This window comes from Aquimarina sp. 433 (genome assembly GCF_054054605.1).
In genome coordinates this window covers 13,671-33,613 of sequence record NZ_JBSWZK010000003.1, presented here as the reverse complement: position 1 = coordinate 33,613, position 19,943 = coordinate 13,671, and the positions used below count along the sequence as shown (strand labels likewise).

Annotated in this window: 12 protein-coding genes; all 12 read right to left on the bottom strand. The window is 34.5% G+C overall.

Features of this window, described 5'->3' with window-relative positions; genetic code table 11:
• Positions 1 to 89: 89 nt before the first annotated feature.
• The 12 genes from ACWNT5_RS06935 to porU all read right to left on the bottom strand — a co-directional run bounded on the left by ACWNT5_RS06935 (position 90) and on the right by porU (position 19,881).
• The gene (locus tag ACWNT5_RS06935; RefSeq protein WP_456516961.1) at positions 90 to 3,077 is read right to left on the bottom strand and encodes a GEVED domain-containing protein; all 2,988 of its coding nucleotides are present in this window, start codon (positions 3,075 to 3,077) and stop codon (positions 90 to 92) included.
• Between the two features lie 108 nt (positions 3,078 to 3,185).
• On the bottom strand, positions 3,186 to 3,914 hold the full coding sequence (locus tag ACWNT5_RS06930) for a copper homeostasis protein CutC (protein ID WP_456516960.1): 729 nt from the start codon (positions 3,912 to 3,914) through the stop codon (positions 3,186 to 3,188).
• Positions 3,915 to 3,933: 19 nt separating this feature from the next.
• Entirely contained in the window at positions 3,934 to 6,240 is a 2,307-nt protein-coding gene (locus tag ACWNT5_RS06925; RefSeq protein ID WP_456516959.1) for a beta-N-acetylhexosaminidase, read from the bottom strand.
• A 3-nt stretch (positions 6,241 to 6,243) separates the two neighbouring features.
• Positions 6,244 to 8,736 (bottom strand): beta-mannosidase, encoded by a 2,493-nt coding sequence (locus tag ACWNT5_RS06920; RefSeq protein WP_456516958.1) that lies wholly within the window; start codon positions 8,734 to 8,736, stop codon positions 6,244 to 6,246.
• Positions 8,737 to 8,849: 113 nt separating this feature from the next.
• Positions 8,850 to 9,530, bottom strand: a complete 681-nt coding sequence (locus tag ACWNT5_RS06915; protein WP_456516957.1) for an SDR family NAD(P)-dependent oxidoreductase — start codon at positions 9,528 to 9,530, stop codon at positions 8,850 to 8,852.
• A gap of 84 nt (positions 9,531 to 9,614) precedes the next feature.
• Positions 9,615 to 10,583: a M20/M25/M40 family metallo-hydrolase gene (locus ACWNT5_RS06910; RefSeq protein WP_456516956.1), complete on the bottom strand. Its 969-nt coding sequence runs from the start codon at positions 10,581 to 10,583 to the stop codon at positions 9,615 to 9,617.
• A gap of 105 nt (positions 10,584 to 10,688) precedes the next feature.
• Positions 10,689 to 11,276 carry an NUDIX domain-containing protein gene (locus ACWNT5_RS06905; protein WP_299901129.1) on the bottom strand — a complete coding sequence of 196 codons (588 nt, stop codon included), beginning with the start codon at positions 11,274 to 11,276 and terminating at the stop codon, positions 10,689 to 10,691.
• Positions 11,277 to 11,373: 97 nt separating this feature from the next.
• Entirely contained in the window at positions 11,374 to 12,984 is a 1,611-nt protein-coding gene (locus tag ACWNT5_RS06900; protein ID WP_456516955.1) for a 2-oxo acid dehydrogenase subunit E2, read from the bottom strand.
• A gap of 3 nt (positions 12,985 to 12,987) precedes the next feature.
• The gene (gene pdhA, locus ACWNT5_RS06895) at positions 12,988 to 13,989 is read right to left on the bottom strand and encodes a pyruvate dehydrogenase (acetyl-transferring) E1 component subunit alpha (RefSeq protein ID WP_299608667.1); all 1,002 of its coding nucleotides are present in this window, start codon (positions 13,987 to 13,989) and stop codon (positions 12,988 to 12,990) included.
• A gap of 158 nt (positions 13,990 to 14,147) precedes the next feature.
• Entirely contained in the window at positions 14,148 to 14,630 is a 483-nt protein-coding gene (locus ACWNT5_RS06890; protein ID WP_299608669.1) for a cytidine deaminase, read from the bottom strand.
• Between the two features lie 205 nt (positions 14,631 to 14,835).
• Complete coding sequence (gene porV / locus ACWNT5_RS06885; RefSeq protein WP_299608672.1) at positions 14,836 to 15,999, bottom strand: type IX secretion system outer membrane channel protein PorV; 1,164 nt, start codon at positions 15,997 to 15,999, stop codon at positions 14,836 to 14,838.
• Positions 16,000 to 16,038: 39 nt separating this feature from the next.
• Positions 16,039 to 19,881, bottom strand: a complete 3,843-nt coding sequence (gene porU, locus ACWNT5_RS06880) for a type IX secretion system sortase PorU (RefSeq protein ID WP_456516954.1) — start codon at positions 19,879 to 19,881, stop codon at positions 16,039 to 16,041.
• Between the last annotated feature and the right edge of the window lie 62 nt (positions 19,882 to 19,943).

Genomic DNA, 19,943 nt, shown 5'->3' with positions numbered 1-19,943 from the left:
TTCAAATTAAATTGTATCCTATAAACAAAGCGGTTGCAACCTATAAATTTGGTCACAACCGCTTACAAATTCTAATCAACCTAAAAGTTTTATTGCACTGCTACCTTTACAGTTTTCACAAATCGATTGCTCCCATCTCCTATTCTAAAGAAATATAGGCCTGTTGTTGCTTGTGCCATATCTACATTTATTCTATACTCATTTCCTATTCGGCTAAGAGAAGATGCTTTTAGTTGTTGTCCTAACATATTAAACACACCGATATAAATTTCTGTATCTAATGTATTCTGAGGAACCAAACTAATTTCAAACTTATTATCTGGTTTCGTTAACACTGTTAATTGAGCATTGTTAAATTCTCTTTCATCTACACTTAATGTCTGATCAATTTCTACAGTGTAGTCGTGTACCTCTCCGAAATCAAAATCCCCACAAGGATCATTAATATCTCCACCTGCTGATGTATCAATAGCTTTCGCTCTTAAAATGTGACTTCCTGGATTAGCTCCGACTGGGATTACCAAATTAAAGTCTTCTAAAACACCAAAAGATCGGAAAAATTCTCCGGCAATTAGCTGCTCAGATGGTTCGAAAATAAAGTTGTCGTTAAAATCGATCCAAACCGAAAGTGCTTCTATATCAGCTCCATCTTGCCAATTGTGTTGTGCTTGTAATATATATTCGTTATCACCATCAACATTAGATAATACCGTAGATAGATTGGTACGGTCCGAATACCCGTTAACGTTAAGACCTCCTTCTGTATTACACCCACTACCTCCATCATCGGCGTTAATTGTATTAAGAACAAATTGTTTAATTCCATCTACATTACATCCCGCAGTAGCCTCTGGCGTACAAACCGTATGAGTAACGCTTTTAGAAAAATCATCGTTACTTGCTAATTGATCTCCATTAAAATTTGTTCTAGCATCTATCGTATAAGTAACATTAATCGTACTTAAATCTGCCTGAGCTGTAAATGTATAACTAGCAGTTTCTTGCGGTGCAATTGGTCCTGGAACAGTCTCTACAACAGGTGTACCTCCATCTAAAATGTATTGTACTTCTATATTGGTAGCAGTTTCTCCTCCAAAATTAGTGATATCCACCATTACATCTTCTAAACCTAATCCTGATCCAGTTGAAGGAGCAGAAATATCAACAACACCTACATCTCTTGCTAATAAACTTTTAACTTCTTTTGAAGCGTCATCATTTTGTGCTAACCCATCACCTGTTAACACAGTATTTGCTTCTATGGTATATACTTGCCCTGGATTAGAAAGATCAACAGTAGCAGTAAACGTATAACTTACGGATTCATTTGGATTCACTGTACCTGTAAAAGTTTCAGTAGCGATTAAAACCCCATCAACTCTTAATTCTACAGGAATATTTTGTTGAGGATCTGTACCAAAATTTCTAATATTTACCTCTACAGTTTCTGCATTGGTAAGCAAGCCGTCATTTGGCGAAACAATAGCACTTACCCCAACATCAGTAGGCAAACCAGAAGTAAGACTGAAAGAAGCAATTCTAGTGGCCCATATATTATCATCTTTAAAATATTCAGCCGTATGCCAAAAAGTAAATTGATCAGGATCCATCGTTAAGTGAGAATAATCACCGAATCTATTTGATATTGTCTGTACTCCTGCTCCATCTATAATAGTCTCTTCTGCTAATGTCATTTGTCCTAATGGATCATTTACATATCGTCCAGTATATCTAATACCAGGCTCTAGTGTTGCACTTGCAATATTAAATGCTAGACCGATGTTTCCTAAAGCATCAATACATCCACTTCCCATAAATCTACTATGCCCGTCATTTGGAGCATACGTTCCTTCTTGGTATACAGACCAACCTTCGGTATCACTATTTCTTAATTCTATCCAACGAATTCCTGCAGTATCATTACCGTCTACATCTACGTTAAAAGTAATCAGCCAAGAGTTATGATCTGTAAACGATCTATAGTTAGCCGCATACGATATCACTCCTCCTATCATATCGACCTTTTGAGAAGTTCCAGGTTGTTCAACGTCTCCTGTTCCAAAAGGAGCAAAAACGCTATCAAAAGCAGTAATAGGAATATCTAAAGGTTGTGAGATTGTACTATTACCTGGATTGGTAAAATCGATCTCAATCTCCCATATTTTTAATTCATCTTGGGTAATTGAATTACTCCATCCATCATCTTGGAAATACACAATATACCCAGGCACATCTACAGGAAAGTCGTTTCCAACCAAATTTGCAGGCTCTGGACTAAAAACGGTATTAGGATTTCTTTCAATTCCTGGAAGATCAAATCCTATAATTTGAGCATCTGGATCTCCCGCAATCATGGCCTGACGATCTAAAACATATGTAGTATTTCCTGCGTTTTTATTTGCGGTTAAATAATATCCATCTGGCCAGATAGCATAATGAGGATAATCAGGAAATGCATCTAATGGAAACTCATACATATTATAAGCTCCTGTAGGATCTGGTGTTTCTGAAATAGCTACGATTAAGGCATTATCAGAAACTCTGAATTGGCTTACAAAAAATCGATCTGCTAAGTGATCATACATGATTATTGGATCTCCATCATTGTTACCAGAACCTAAAAAATCAGATAATGAAGTAGGACCTGCCAACACATTCCCACTTTTATCAAATATCTTTATAGCAACATTAACTCCATGAACATAATGATTAGGACCAACTGCTCCTGATGGATCAGGAGGTAATGCGCCTCCTGCATCATTACGGTCTATACCTTCTATATTAAGCCCTAAATTATTATTCGCAGATATACCAAACTGTTCCTGTCTTTTAGGATCAGCCCCTATTGGCAAAGCATTTTGATTTACTTTTTCATTAGCTCGAAGATTATTAAAAATTATTGTAAGATCCTTAACAGATTCTTCAGCTTTAGACTGACTAATAGTTGGATAATCTTTAAACGGTTTGGTTTTTCCTTTGTAGTTTCCTTTTGCAATCGTACTTGGACCAACCCCTTGTTGTGAAAACAAACTTGTTATGTAAAAACAACATAACAAACAAAATAAAAATTTTTTCATTTTTTTGAATTAAGAGTAAATTATTAAACTGTGTGACATACATAAAAAACAGTTGTACTAGTAAAAACCCTACTCTTAATCGACAATTATTACAAAAAAATTACCTTATCATTTTATAGCTTCTTTAATTTTCTGAATTTTTTGTAAATCCGAAAACGTAGTCAAGTCATCATCAACCATCTTAAGATTATTCATAGATAATTTAATAGGTGTTCCTGATTTTACAATTGAAATTGCAGATAAATGTATTTCTTCGAAATTATTGTCTTTAAAAACTTTAGCATTATCTGCATCAATTCCCCCTCCAGGTAAAATCTTTAATTTTGAAACTTTATCCCTTAGCTTTACAAGTAAATTAATACCATCCAGAGCTTTTACCTGCTGTCCTGAGGTTAAAACTCGATCTGTTCCTATCTCTTCTAAAATTCGAATTGTCTTTTCTGGATTAGGGATCCAATCAAAGGCCCTATGAAATGTAAAAGATAGTGGTGAAGCAAGCTCAATCAATTCTTCAGTCCTTTTTACATCTAGTGTATGATCTTCGTGTAAAACTCCAGAAACAATTCCAGTGCAACCTATGGACTTGCAAAAAACAATATCTTTTTTCATAATATCGAATTCAGTATCTGAATACGTAAAGTTTCCGCTTCGGGGTCTAATCAATACATGAATAGGAATAGCAATTTCTTCTACAGTTTTTTTTATCAAACCATAAGAAGGAGTAATCCCTCCTACTGCCAATTCTGAACATAGTTCAATTCTATCTGCTCCTCCTTTTTCCGCATTCACAGCAGACTCAAAAGAATTAGCACAAACCTCTATTACAACTGTTTTCACAATAATTCAATACTATTTATTACTCTATTATAATTTCATCAATAAATGTCCAAGCTTTATTTCCTGCTCCTTGTAGCCCTTCTGGAATGACACCGTAATTTTTGACTTTTATCTTTATAAAACGACATTTTATATTGTTATCAATTGCAATCGGCACAATCGATCCTTTTGACAATTTCATATCTAATTCCTTAGAAACTCCGTTGGAATAAGAAACATTGTCCTGAGAGAAGGAAACTTCAACCTTTTTGGGTGCATAGATCCACTGTCCATTTGCATTATAAAACCGAGTTTTTATTGCATGTATTTCTGATGCTTGTTTTAGATCTAAAGTAATTTCCACATCGTCTCCCCAAAATCCTAACCACTCCTTATCGCCATACCTACTATTACTACCATTTATCCCATTTATTAAAGCCTCTTTACCACCAGCATTGTATGATGGATGCGGTTCTGTATCTATAGTTACGGCAGCACCAATTGCTTTATGGATCAAAAAATTCTGAGTAAATAAAGCTCCCAAAGGCTCTTTTCCTTGAAAGACCTTCGCTTTTAGCATATAATTTTTGTCAATCAAAATAGGTTGGTCATATACTAATGAGGTTCCAATCGGATCAGTTCCATCTAAAGTATATCTAATTGTTTTATCCTTAAAAAATGTTTCCAAAGAGTACTTTACATTGTGATTCTTAACATCTATATCTCCATTAATTTCATATAAATGATTTGCATAATAAATACCTAGCATATCTAATCGTTTTTGAAAAGGCACTAATCGATTTACAAAATCAGAATAGTCCTTTGTTTCAGCTGGACTCCAAACTACTTCACTTAATGCTATAGCTCTAGGAAATGCCATATAAGTTACTTTATCAAAAGTTTTCATATACTCTGTCCAAACATTTCCTTGAGCTCCAATAATGTATGTTGCTTCTTCTTTTGATATTCCGACTGGAATTGGCTCAAAACTATATACTTTCTCTAATGGCAAATATCCTCCTATCGCCAGAGGTTCATCGGTTCTGTCACTCTGATAATAATCAAAATAGCAATGAGAAGATGGTGTTAAAATAGCTTGATGCTTTTCTTTAACCGCAGAAATAGCTCCTTCTGTACCTCTCCAGGACATTACTACAGCATTTGGCGCTAAACCACCTTCTAGAATTTCATCCCAACCAATAATTTTTCTTCCTTTACTATTCAAATATTTTTCAATTCTTTTGATAAAATAACTTTGTAATCCAAACTCATCTTTAAGTCCTTCTTTCTGAATGAGATTCTGACAATATTCATTAGCTTTCCATTGTGCTTTTGGGGTTTCATCTCCTCCGATATGAATGTACTCACTCGGAAAAATTTCCATTACCTCATCCAACACATCTTGTAAAAAAGTAAATGTCGTTTCGGTAGGACAATAAACATCTTCAAAAACTCCCCATTTTGTAGCAACTTCTACAATTTTATCTCCACAACCAAGCTCTGGATATGCTGCAATTGCTGCTTTAGAATGTCCTGGCATTTCGATTTCAGGAATGATCGTAACATTCCGTTCTTGTGCAAATGCAACAATCTCTTTCACTTCTTCCTGAGTATAAAATCCACCATATTTTTTTCCATCAAATTGATGTGGTTGATCATTATAATGGCCTACCAAAGTCTCCTTTCGGTACGCTCCTACTTCTGTAAGCTTCGGATATTTTTTGATTTCGATTCTCCAACCTTGATCTTCGGTAAGATGCCAATGAAACGTATTGAACTTTAATAAGGAAAGAATCTCTATATATTGTTTGATATCCTTAACAGAAAAAAGGTGTCGCCCTACATCTAAATGCATTCCACGATACGAAAACCTAGGCGTATCAGAAATTGAAATCACTGGTAATTGAAAAGGAGTATTACAACTATTATTTTCAAAACAAGGCGGAAATAATTGTCGTAACGTCTGGATTGCATAGAAACTACCTTTAGGATCTTTGGAACGGATCAAAACTTCTTTCTCAGAAATGGTTAGTTGATAACCTTCTATATTAGTGATGGTAGTATCTATTTCAAAAGAGATAAAATTTTCATTTTTGGAAGGTTGTATTTCCAGCGATTTTCCAATTCCTTTTTCAACCAGTTTATTAAAATACAGTACAGTTTTTTTAAGATCTGGATGATACTTTATGGACGTATTTTGAGAAAACAGAAAATGACCCTTTCCTACTTTTTGTTCTGTAGGTAGAGGAATAATACCTCCAAACACTACAGGATCTTGAGGCATACCGCAGCTACTGATAAAATATAATATCAATAGCATCGCTAAATTACTTATACTCCTATACATTTCTTATACAGATGTGGTTTCCATAACACTATTCAATGTTTTGACTTTGATATCTTCAAGCTTTATATCACCTTTAGTTTGAAATAAAAGCTTTTTGGTTTCTCCGGGTAAAACATCAAAAAAATTATCTTCAAAATGTCCTTTCTTATCAGCGTACAGAAATACATCTTTCTGTAATGATGAAGATGAAACTGTTATTTCGTATCCGTCGGAAACCTTGGTCATCTCTAATTGCACTTTATGATCGGGTAATCTTAGATCTTTGGGACGCACCAAGTAAAAATTAGCTTTTTTTCCTTCAAATTCAGTTGTAATGACCACGCTTTGTGCATCTACAATTTCATTTGGTATTTTTTGCTCTAATACTTTTGTTGAGGCATTCGCTTTAGCTTTTATATTCACTTTATTCTTCCACAATACATTCCCTTCAAAATCCATGAACGTTATCTTTAAAGCTCCTTCTTTGGCATGAAGATGATCATTCACAACATGTAGATATAAAGAATCATTTTTTACTTGTGAGGACAGTATTAAGTTTTCAAAACTTCTCTTTGCTTTGTAATGCAAGGCCTTCCAGTTTCCTAATCCATCGATTCCAGACCATGACACTACTGGCCAACAATCATTAAACTGCCAATATAGCGATCCCATATTATAGGGCATTGCTCTTCTATGGGCATGAATACCTTTCGTTATACCATACGCTTGTAACAATTGACTAACATATACATAATCTTCTGGATCAGACGGAACTGGAAAATCTCTTTCCATATATTCTCTAATCAATGAAAATCCTCTATTATGTTTTTGATGTGTTTGGAAACTAGAATGATTAATATTGATGCTATCTAACTGCGTAAAATATCTAATTGCTTCATAGGATGGAAAAGATTGAAATCCATATTCGCTCATAAATCTTGGAATTTCTTCTTCAAATCTTTCAAAAGGTAATGCATCATGCCATACGCCCCAATCGTGTGCGCTTCCTTCTAGCTTAAATCTTTTATCTGCTCGTCCGTATTTAGGAGAACTTTCCCAATAAGAGTTATCTGTTAAACTTGCTACTGCTTCTGGCAAGATTCCATTAAAAAGCTTTTGATAATTGTTCCATATTTCTTCTTTTTCTTCTTCGGATCTATCGATTTGCCAACCCCAATTATGCCAAGCTTCATTATTTTCATTATTGCCACACCAAACAGCGATACTTGAATGATTACGTAATCTTTTGATATTGTCTACAGCTTCTTGCTTTACATTTTCTAAAAACTCATCATCACCAGGATACATCGCACAAGCAAACATAAAATCTTGCCAAACCAGGATTCCATTTTTATCGGCTAAATCGTAGAAAATATCTTCTTCATAAATTCCTCCTCCCCAAACACGAAGCATATTCATATTGGCTGCCATAGCATCTGTAAAGATTTGTTGATAATCCTCAGTCCTTACTTCTGGTTGAAAAATATGTTGAGGAATATAGTTGGCTCCTTTCATAAATACAGGAACATCATTCAATTTGAAATAAAAAGTATTTCCTACACTGTCTTGATCTTGTATTAATTCTATAGTACGCAATCCTTTCTTAACACTCTTGGAAACGATCTCTTTACTACCCTTAATTATCTGTAGTTTGATATCATACAGATATGGTTCTCCTAGATTATGAGTCCACCACCTTTTAGGTTTCAAAATCTCAAAATCCAAATCGTATAAGTGATTTCCTGGAACGGAAGCAATCTCTTTTTGTAAAACCACAGAATCATTAACATAAACCTTGCAGGTGAGCTCAATTTCTGATGTTATGGTAAGATCTAGCTTTGCTTGCAACGATGCTTTTTGATCTGTAAGGGATTGTTGTTTGAGATATAAATCATTTAAAAAAACATCATCCCAAGATTCTAGAATAATTGGCCTCCATACGCCAGAAGTAATGAACGTAGGTCCCCAATCCCATCCATAGTGAAATTGTGGCTTGCGAGTAAAAACTCTTCCCGATACCGGAAGTTCATAAGCTAGTTTACTCATCTTTTGTTTTTCGATCGTATCAGTATGCTTAAATATAATTCTAAGCGTATTCTCTTTACGAACTCGATTAGAAACATCAATATCCCAAGTTCTAAAAGCATTATCTGTATTGATCAATAAACTATCATTCAAAAAAACAGTAGCATAGGTATCTAATCCTTTAAAATGAAGTTGATGATATTTTCTCTTTAACTGTTCTTCGTTTAATTGAAATATTGTAGTATACTCCCAATCTTCATCTGAAATCCATTGTAGTTTCTCTTCATTATTACCAATAAATGGTTCTTCGATTTTCTTGTTCTTCAATAAATCGGTATGAACGGTACCGGGAACATTAGCAGGAAGCCAAAGTGTATCTCTGGTATTTTTAAACTTCCAATTCTGACTGATTTCTGCGGTAAGATTTGGTTTTTCTTTTGCACAGGAAATTAAGATTACCAATAGCAGAAGTAATCCTATTTTTTTAGACATATTTAAAATGATTTTGTGAGTATTTATTAAAGAAAATTAGCTTCTCTAAAATAGAAAAATTAATCTACTTAAATAGATAACACTTAAAATCAAAAATTTAAGATCCAAATGAATTAAGGAGTGGAACTTGAAACCTGCAATACCTTACCATTGTAAAACTTATTTCCGGTAAGTGAAAAATTAGTGATATATGTCGCCATTTCTATTGCTGTCAATGGTGCTTGATATCCTGGAAATGCTTCTTCCAACATTTCTGTTTGTACTGCTCCTAGTGCTAATACATTAAATGCTATTCCGCTATCTTTATATTCTTCTGCCAATAATTCGCTTAAAGTAATAACCGCTCCCTTGCTAGAACTGTATGCCGCTAAACCTGGAAACTTCATACTTCCCTGAATTCCACCCATACTACTTACAGTTACAACATGACTTCCAGATTTCATAAAAGGCAGTAATAAACGTGTGATTTCTGCTACACCAAAAACATTTACTTTATATACTTCTTCAAATTCTTTGGAACTAATTTCTGCAAAAGGTTTATTCAATAATTTACCTGCGTTATTGATCAAAATATCTACGCTATTCCAATTTTCTTTAATATAACTGGACACTTTTGAAAGATCATCGGAACTACATAAATCACAAGAAAAAGCATAAATATTCTTGTGGTTTAACGCTGATATAGGTTTTTCATTTCTTGAAAGTGCAAGTACCTGATGCCCTTCATCAGCGAATAATTTTGCCATTTCGAATCCTATTCCTCTACTGGCTCCAGTAATTATTACGTTTTTCATTTGGTTGTTTTATCGTTTCTTCGCGGTCGTATAGAAACATTTCGGTTTGATCTAGACTTAGTCGTTTAGGTATTTTTCGAAGGATTACTTGAGTTTGATCTCCTGTGTTTTCGAATTTAATATGTTTGTCATTACTGGAACGCAATCATTGATAAGTTCTGCCATAAATTCAAAATTCATTTCTGATACTTCATCATCTACATGATGGTAGTAGTCATAGTTAGTGAAGTCGAATGTTGAAATCGTTTGGCAAGGCACATTAAATTCTTTATGAAAAGGATAGTTATCACTTCTGCGAAATAACTGAAACTCTTTAGCTTTAGGCAGAAACCCTATTAATTCCTTCCCTGCGTATTCATTCATTTTCTCCGCCATATTAGATATTTCAAATCCTGTGATATATGCTTTATAAGACTTGTCATTCAACGGTACTCCAATCATTTCAAAATTTACCATCGTATATAGATTCAAGTTTTTCTCTTTTAAAACCTTAGCCAAATGCTTTGATCCAAGCAAACCTTTTTCTTCTGCTCCAAATAACACAAACAGAACGCTACGCTTATTATCCTTAGCTTTTGCAAAATGTTTGGCTAAAGAAATTACAGCTGTACTTCCTGCAGCATTATCGTTAGCGCCATTAGCAATAATATCTCCATTAACTTCTTTTCCTTTTCCGATATGATCGAAATGAGCGCCCACTATTACAAATTCATTCGCCAAATCAGGATCTGTACCTTTTAAATATCCTACTACATCATAGGTTTCCGTTCCTTTCGCATCAAAAGATGGTAAATAGGTGTCGAAATATGGACTAATACCAGAATTTTTAAATATATCTTCTATATACTTTGCTGCTTTTTTCAATCCTTCAGATCCAGTATCTCTGCCTTCTAACTCATCACTAGCTAAAAAATTCATAATAGTTTCTACTTCTGAAGCTTTAATTTTTGATTCACTGGACTGAGCTGTAGTTACTTGTTTGCAGTTAATAAACACTATAGCTATTATAAAAAGTGCAATACGTTTCATATTCTGTTTTTTTACTTCTTTCATTACTATAATTTAATATCCTTTTGTGATACTCGTTATAGTTCTTATTTTGATTAACGAATTATTTTTTGCTAAATATACTTAAAAAGCGAACTTATCTAACTGGAATTAGCTTTTCATTATACCTTTTATCTTTAGATATTGTAAAAGCATTACTGTTCTTGCATCTTTGATCTCGCCTAAGGCTATCATACCAAATGCTTTTTCGAACTCGATCTCTAAAACATCTATATATTCTTGTTCTTCTGATAAACCTCCACCATTATTTACCTTTTGATTATCATCATACTCAGCAATAAACAAATGGGCAATTTCTGTCATTACCGCTGGAGAAGCGTATACTTCAAATGCTTTTTCAAGTGTCTCAATAATAAATCCTGTTTCTTCCTCCGCTTCTTTTTTAGCACATACTTCTGGAGTATCACCATCCAAAGATCCGGCACATACTTCTATACTCATACCCGATGAACTCCCATTCAAAAGGGTTGGTAATCTAAATTGTCGAGTTAATACAACTGTATTTTTAGATCGGTTATATAATAAAACAGAAGCTCCATCTCCATGATCATATACCTCCCTTAAATGTTCTTCGACAATATCATCTTCTGTATGCTGATAGTTGAAGGTATATTCTTTTAGTAAGAAAGTTTTATCTGATAAAGTTGTGCTTTGGATATTACTAATATGTGCTTTCATTAATTTGAAAAAGTTTTACTTTAATGGAAATGAATTAAATAAAAAATCCTACTTCACAAGAAGTAGGATCTATAGTATGAAATTTCCATTTCTGGAATTATGCTAACATCGTTACTGGATTTTCCAGATATTGTTTCAAGGTTTGTAAGAACTGTGCTCCTGTAGCTCCATCAACAGTTCTATGATCGCAAGCTAAGGTTACTTTCATCGTATTACCTACTACAATCTGACCATCTTTAACAACTGGTTTCTCTACAATAGTACCTACAGATAATATCGCAGAATTAGGTTGATTAATGATCGAAGTAAATTCTTGAATACCGAACATACCTAAATTAGAAACTGTGAATGTACTTCCAGTCATTTCCTGAGGAGTTAATTTTTTATTTCTTGCTTTACCTGCTAGATCTTTTACATTCGCTCCAATTTGTGTAAGTGACATTTGATCTGTAAAAGGCAATACTGGCACTACTAATCCGTCAGCTACCGCAACAGCAACTCCGATACTAATATGTTTTGCATACTTGGTAACATCATCAGACCATTGTGTATTTACTTGTGGATGTTTTCTAAGCGCCATAGCACATGCCTTTACAACCATGTCATTAAATGACACTTTTGTATCTGGTAATCCGTTAATATATTTCCTAGAAGCCATTGCATTCTCCATATCTACTTCTATAGTTAGATAATAGTGAGGTGCATTGAACTTTGAAGCAGAAAGTCCTCTAGCAATTGCTTTACGCATCTGAGAATTTTTCACTTCTTCAAAACTTTCTTCTCCAGCAGGCACATATGGTTGTACTGTTGGTGTGGAAGTTGTTTCTTTAACACTGTCAGTGCTTGTCGGTGCAGCAGCAGGAGTAAATGATTCTACATCTTTCTTAACTATTCTTCCATTCTCTCCTGTACCTTTTACCTGAGATAAATCAATTCCTTTATCTGCAGCAATCTTTTTAGCTAAAGGAGAAGCAAATATTCTTCCTCCAGATGATGTATTATTTGTAGAAGCGGCAACTGACTCTTCTTTTTTAGGAGCTGGCGCGTCTTCAGCTTTTGTTGGAGCTGAAGCTTTTGTGACACCTCCATCCTTAATACCTGACACATCAGTTCCTGCAGGCCCTATAATGGCTAATAAAGCATCCACAGGTGCTGTTTGTCCTTCTTCTATACCAATATGCAGTAAGGTACCATTGTAGAAGGATTCAAATTCCATAGTAGCTTTATCAGTTTCTATCTCTGCTAGAATATCTCCTTCTTCGACAGTTTCTCCAACTTTTTTAAGCCAAGAAGCCACTGTTCCTTCTTCCATAGTATCACTAAGTCTTGGCATGGTAATTACCTCTACTCCTTCAGGAATTTCAGCAGATGCCTCGCTACTAGTATTTGTTTCTTCTACCTTTTCTTCTTTTGGTTCATCAGATGAGGAAGAAGGTGTACTTCCGTTTAATAATCCTGAAATATCTTCTCCTTCATCTCCTATAATCGCCAATAGTTTATCAACAGGAGCTGTTTCTCCTTCTTCTATCCCAATATGAAGTAAAATCCCATCGTAAAAGGATTCAAACTCCATTGTTGCTTTATCAGTTTCAATTTCTGCAAGAATATCTCCTTCGCTAATCTTGTCTCCTTTTTTAACAAGCCACTTCGCAACCACTCCTTCTTCCATGGTATCGCTCAATCGCGGCATATTAATTACTGTAGCCATAATTTATTGTGGTTTGTGTGATAAAAACGGATAATTTTCTTGTTCGTAAACAACATCATACATAAGGTTTTTTTCAGGGAATGCTGATTCTTCTGCAAACTTTTGACATTCTGCTACCTTATCTTTTACAGCTTTATCAATTGCTGCTATTTCATCATCCGTTGCGTATTTCTTTTCTTTGATAACATCCAATACCTGAGTAATTGGATCTATTTTTTGATATTCAGCAACCTCATCTTTTGTACGATACTTTTGGGCATCACTCATAGAATGTCCTCTATAACGATACGTTTTTAGTTCTAAGAAAGTTGGTCCACCTCCTGTTCTTGCTCTTGTAATCGCTTCATCCATAGCTTCCGCTACTTTTACTGGATTCATAGCATCTACTGGTCCGCAAGGCATTTCATAACCTAATCCTAACTTCCAGATATCTGTATGATTTGCAGTTCTTTCAACAGAAGTTCCCATAGCATATCCGTTATTTTCTACACAGAATACTACAGGCAAATTCCAAAGCATTGCTAAATTGAACGTTTCGTGAAGTGATCCTTGTCTTGTTGCACCATCTCCCATAAATGTTAAAGTAACTGCATCCCTTTTATGGTATTTATCTGCGAATGCAAGTCCAGCACCTAAAGGTATTTGTCCTCCTACGATACCATGACCTCCATAAAATCTATGTTCTTTAGAAAAAATATGCATAGAACCACCCATTCCTTGTGAAGTTCCAGTTCCTTTTCCATATAATTCTGCCATTACACGTCTAGGATCTTCTCCCATTCCGATTGGCTGAACATGGTTACGGTATGCAGTAATCATTCTATCTTTAGTAAGATCCATTGCATGTAATGCTCCAGCTAAAATAGCCTCTTGACCATTATATAAATGTAAAAATCCTCTTACTTTTTGTTGGATATAAACTTGTGCTAATTTGTCTTCGAACTTTCTCCAGAAGAGCATATCTTCGTACCACTTCAGGTAAACTTCTTTGGTTACTTTTTTCATCTAAAATGTAATGATATTTCAAAATTAAGTCAGTTTCACAACTGACCTCTCTAACAATTACAGAATTTTTCTGCTAATTTTTCAATTAAGCGAAAAACAAAAATAAGATATTCATTACTAAGGAGAAAGCAGTTTTTGGATAAAAATCTACGAAAACGTTATAAATACGAATTATCAAAAATAAGAGGCAATAAATTAGCTAAAGAGTAAGATTTTACTACTTTTCCTGTCTCTCCCATAAAATAAATCTCAATTGGCTTCTTTTGGTTCAATTCATATTCTGCTATTGCTTGCCTACAAGCTCCACAGGGTGGAGTCGGTATTACTAACTGATGTTTTAGGGATTTTGCCGAAAGCGCCATTCTTATAATAGGTACACCAGGAAAATTAGCTCCTGCAGCATATATAGCCACTCTCTCAGCACATAAGCCTGAAGGATAACAGGCATTCTCCTGATTATTTCCTAACACAATCTCATCATTTTCTAATAGCAAAGCTGCCCCTACTAAGAATTCAGAATATGGAGCATATGCTTGATCTCTTATTTTAAAAGATTTTTCCATCAAACTCTGAACATCTAATGGTAACTCTTCGAAAGAGTCGAACACCTGTAGCGTTGATTTAATTTCTATTTCTTTCACATGCTTGCATTTTTGTAATTAAATATCAAAAAAATGATTACAAAATTGAGAATCCTTATTATCACTTTCTTGTCTATTTTTAAAAATATGGATATCAGAAATTATTGATTATTTAATATTCTTATAGGATTGCACAATGTACTATAAACAAAAAAAGTATCAAACATAAAGCCTGATACTTTTTCTCATATTATTTCTGAAACTTTTATCTGTCGTAAAAATCTTCTCCAAAATTGAATGAAAGACCAAAACGAAGTGTTCCTTCTAATGGACTCTGTACAGAAGAAGCATTAAATAAATATGACACATCTAGATTCACTATGGTATACTTAAACCCAAGACCAAGAGACACAAATTTACGTGCTCCTTTTTCTTCAGCTTCGTTAAAGTATCCTCCTCTAAAAGAGAAAACATCTTTATAAACATATTCCGCTCCCAGAGACCATGTGAATTCTTGTAATTCTTCGCTAAAACCTCCATCAGCATCTCCCCATGAAGAGAATATTGCTCCAAAAGAACTGATACTTTGGTACTCCGCATTATCTTCTGCATCTATATCACCATCTCCATCAAAATCTTGTGGACTAGGAACTAATAGTTTAGCAAATTCTAAAGAAGGTGTAATCCTGTTATATTCATCTAATAGGAAATCAAATCCAGCACCTAATCTAAATGTAGTTGGTATAAAGTTTTCCTGACCTGCATCATCATACTTGATTTTAGGTCCTATATTAGAAATATTTAATCCAGCTCTCCATCTACCGTTAAAAGAATTATATGCTATTTCTTCACTACGGTAAAAAGCAGCTACATCAACTCCAAAACTTCCTGCAGCACTTGCATCGGCTCCCAAACCTTGCAATCTTAAATCTGATCTCAAATAACGACCAGCAATACCCATAGAAAATGTTGGACTTAATTGTAATGCATAAGAAACATCTAATGTTAATTCATTTGGCTTTTGAACATTTGGTTCATCATTAGGCCCTTGTCTAAATTCGATATCTCCTAAACTAAAATATCTAAAACTAGCTGCAACAGCACTTCTACCATCTTGCCCAAAACGGTTGTAGTAATTTACACTCCCTAAAAAGATATCATCAACTAGATTACTCAGATAAGGGGTATAGTTAATACCAACTCCCTGTTGCTTACCAATAAACGCATACTTTGCAGGATTCCATTGTTGTGAAAATGCATCTGCTGAAGTTGCAACTCCTTGATCAGCTAGACCAGCTGCTCTAGCATCTGCTGCAATTAAAAGAAATGGCGTAGCTGTTGTTATAGCTCGATTCGGTTCTTCTTGTGCCTGTGTCTTGTAGTTGAATAGTGTGAAAAACACTAAGCCAAGGATTATGATTTTTCTCATGTGAAAATTAATTTAGACAAATATATAGTTATTTAGTTATTATAAGATGACGAGTTTTTCAAATTTCTCAACCCGCTGATTTGTTAACGTCGATTTTACAGATATCTTGTATACGTATACTCCTTTTCCTAATTTATCTCCAAAATCATCTCGCCCATCCCACTGGATGTCTTCTCGATAACTCGTTTTACCAGACAAGGTTTGATTGTTGGTCCAAATTACCTTTCCAGAAACGGTAAACACCTGAACCTGAACCTCCAAAACATCATTTATAGCCCCAGAATGCTCAAACCAAAACTCGGTATGACTTACGAAAGGATTAGGGTAATTTAATACATTATTAAGTGCAAAACCTGATGCATCTGCTACAACAAATTGTATTTCTTGTGTAGAAGAATTGTTATAAACATCCCAACCTTTGAATGTGAGCGTATGTAAACCAGGTTCCAAATCTCTGAACTTGAAATTGACAATACCTCTAGTAAAATCATCCAATTCGGTTTCATAAAAATCATTTAAAATAAAAGGATTAGATTCATCTCCATCTAGTATTGCTGAAATATCATGACCAATTCCACTAGCTGTATTTATTCCATTTTCATCTTCTAATTTTGCTATTAATATGGGAGAGTCATTAGTTACACCACCAGAAACAAAACTTTCATCATTCATAAACAATTGAATTTGTGGCCCCACATTATCCTCAGGTGCATTTTCATTGAGTCCACCTACTAAGATGGTTTCGTCTGATCCTGTTTGATCCTCTAAAGCTCCATTTCTTGATGCATAAAAACTTATCCTTCCATTATCTACTGGTATACCTATGTCTCTAGGAACTATAAATTCAAAATCGAACAATCCATTTGTGATAGATGCTTTTCCTCTAAAAATAATTTCTCCAAGGGTTTCAAAGTCTAACTTAATGATTTCTCCCGAACTATTTCGTACACCATCATTGGCTAATGTAACTCTATCCACATCTTTATCATATATTGTGGTAGACAAAACACCATTATAATCAGACAATAAAGTACCTGATTCGCTGACCACTTCTCCAGAAATTTTCATCCTAGCTAAGGCTTCAAAAGTGTCTACTGTTCCCGTTACAGGAGCATCATTAATAGCAGTTAACCGAATATTTGGTTTAGGAATTGCCATTTTCATTGCAGGATCTCCAAAAAAGAACACTACTCGCCTACTATTGGTTGTATAGGTATTCTTTAATTGCCGAACTGCTTCTGCAATTGAAGGATATTCGGAACCATCAGGAAACAAAAATTCTGATAATCGGTCATTTACTGAAATACCAAATGTAACGATAACATCTCTGGTAGTACTAATTAAACCTACTGCTCCACCTTGTGTATTCCAATAGGTAAGCTCACCTGCAGAATCCCTACAAGGATTATCGAATTTTGTAAATTCACAAGTAACCGTTATAAATATAGGAAGGCGATTTGTATTTGCTAAATCTACCGCATCGGACTTATTAAATATAAATTCTTTTGCTAGGCCATCTTCTCCACCATGACCAAAATAATCTATTGCCACAGCACCTGTTTCTATAGCGGTGGAGATTGCTTCATTTACTTTAGGATACCTACTCCCTGATGCTGAAGATTCTTGTTGAAAAGCATCGGCATATATTTTCGTTAGGTTTAGGTACGGTTTTCTTACTATTAAATCATCACCAAGCTCATCTAAGTTTCTCTGAATAGTTTCCTCCCAATCTTCATCAACATCATCTGCAATTAACAGAACAGAATTCCTCCATCTTCCATAAGATTGCTCACTATCATAGTTGATGATTTTAGTAACCATAGCATCTGCTAATTGTGGAGAATCTGCCAAAATTCGTCCTACTGCAACATCCAATTGATCACTAGAAATCATTCTTCCTTCTACAGGATCCATTGAACCAAAGAAATCATCGGTTGCGAAAGAACTTACCAACGAAAAACTACTCAAACTTTCAAAGGTGGGTACAATATTACTGTCCGGACAATTTTCTTTAAGTAATATTCCTTTATAATCCACAGAAGCATCTCCAAAAAGACATACATATTTTAGTCGCTCATTTGGATCTGAAGCATTATCATAAATATATCTCACAAGATTCCTAATGGCGGAAATGTCTTGCTTACCACTTCCAAATTCGTGATATATTTGGTCTAATGTAACTACTTTTACATTATAATTATTAAGATTGCGATGATGATCTGCTAAACGATTAGCAGATTGCACTAAATCATTATTTGCTACAATTAAATAATCAATATCTTCGAATTGACCTTGGCTATTTAAAAATATAGTTCCTTTAATATCCTGATTATTTACCCTACTGGTCTGGTCAGCTAATGGATTAAAATAATCTGTAGGAACAACTGATATATACTGCCTAGCTTCTCCCATTGTGGCTCTAAAGCTTAGAGTAGCAGCATTACTATCATTTGAAATTCGACTAATCGCCTCAGGATTGGTAACATCCCATACCTGAGATATTGACGAAGCATTAGTTATATTATATTGACCTATACCGGTTAAAGTGGCCGCTTCCTCATAAACAAATGGCATCTGACTATTCGTTCCTGTAAGAGCTCTTTTAGCCTCCAGACTTATAAAATCAAGATATCCTATTGCTGAGGGATTACCATTATTATTATAGCTTAACCCAACTGTTATTCTATCTGATGATGATGTTATATCTTGAGTAATGTTTCTAGGAGAACCTAAAGTAGTTCCAGTGATCTGCGAAAAACTCAAAATTGCTTCTTGAGTGCCATTGACTGTTACATTCATACTAGAGGTTCTAGCCGATGTAGCCGCAGCGTAAACATTAAGTTCTATGGGTTCTGAAGTAATTAAATTAGGAAAGTCAAAATCATAGGTGCGATCACTTTGTATATCAAATCTATCACCAAACCATCTTCTACCTACTTTTACTATATTATATTCGTCTACTTCGTAAAACTGATAATCTGTAAACGAGTTTATCTGAGTAACTGCTGTTCCTGTTGGCTCTGTGTAATTAGAGATCCTTCTTCCGTTAGAACCATCCGCAGTTATGTAATAATAAGACTTATCAGCATATAAATTTAGGTTCGTAATATTTTCTTCGCTATAATATCCTTCAGTCCCTTCACCATAAAATAAAATGTAATCACTTCCAGAAAAAGTACCATCTTCCCCACCTACTACCTGAATAGCATTTTCTCTAAGATCGAACTCATTATTTTCTTCATTAAGCAATGGTAACATTCGACCTCCATTACCATAAATTTTTATGGTACTAGGATTAATAGCACTAACATTCATTCCTAAGCTAGCTAAGAACTCTGGAGTAATCCTAAAAACACCGGTTTTATCTACATAAAATCTAAACCAGTCTCCTGTAGCCAATACAGAATTAGTTATAGGAGCTCTCTTCGCAACTGCACTTGCGCTTCTTCCTATTTGATAAACCACATCAAATGAAATGATTTTCTTAAAGCTATTACCTATTCTTATAATAGGAAAAACACTTAAAAAGCCTGCTTTTTTATTCCTGGCCGATGTAGACCTAATATTATAGCTTAACTTTCTTGGAATAAAATCAATATTCAAACCTTTTAACTCTTGTCTAGAAATACTTTTATATACTACGTTTTCTAGTCTTGCTGTCTGATTATTTATCGGAGAAGTTTCTTCCCATCTGGTCACAAATTGAACTCCTAAGCCATCCTGGTATTCAAAATTTTCTTCATCAAACCCAGGAACTGTAAATGAAATAGTAGAAGTGTTTATTTCTACATCTTTCCAGTTTATGTCTATGTGAATCGATTTCTGTGCCGAAATAAACGTAGAAATCAATAGCGCATATAAAATTGTAATTTTCTTCATCATAGCGTATAACGGGTTTGGCGCCGTTTTAGTGTCTCTAAAATTATTGTTTTTCTTCAAAAATA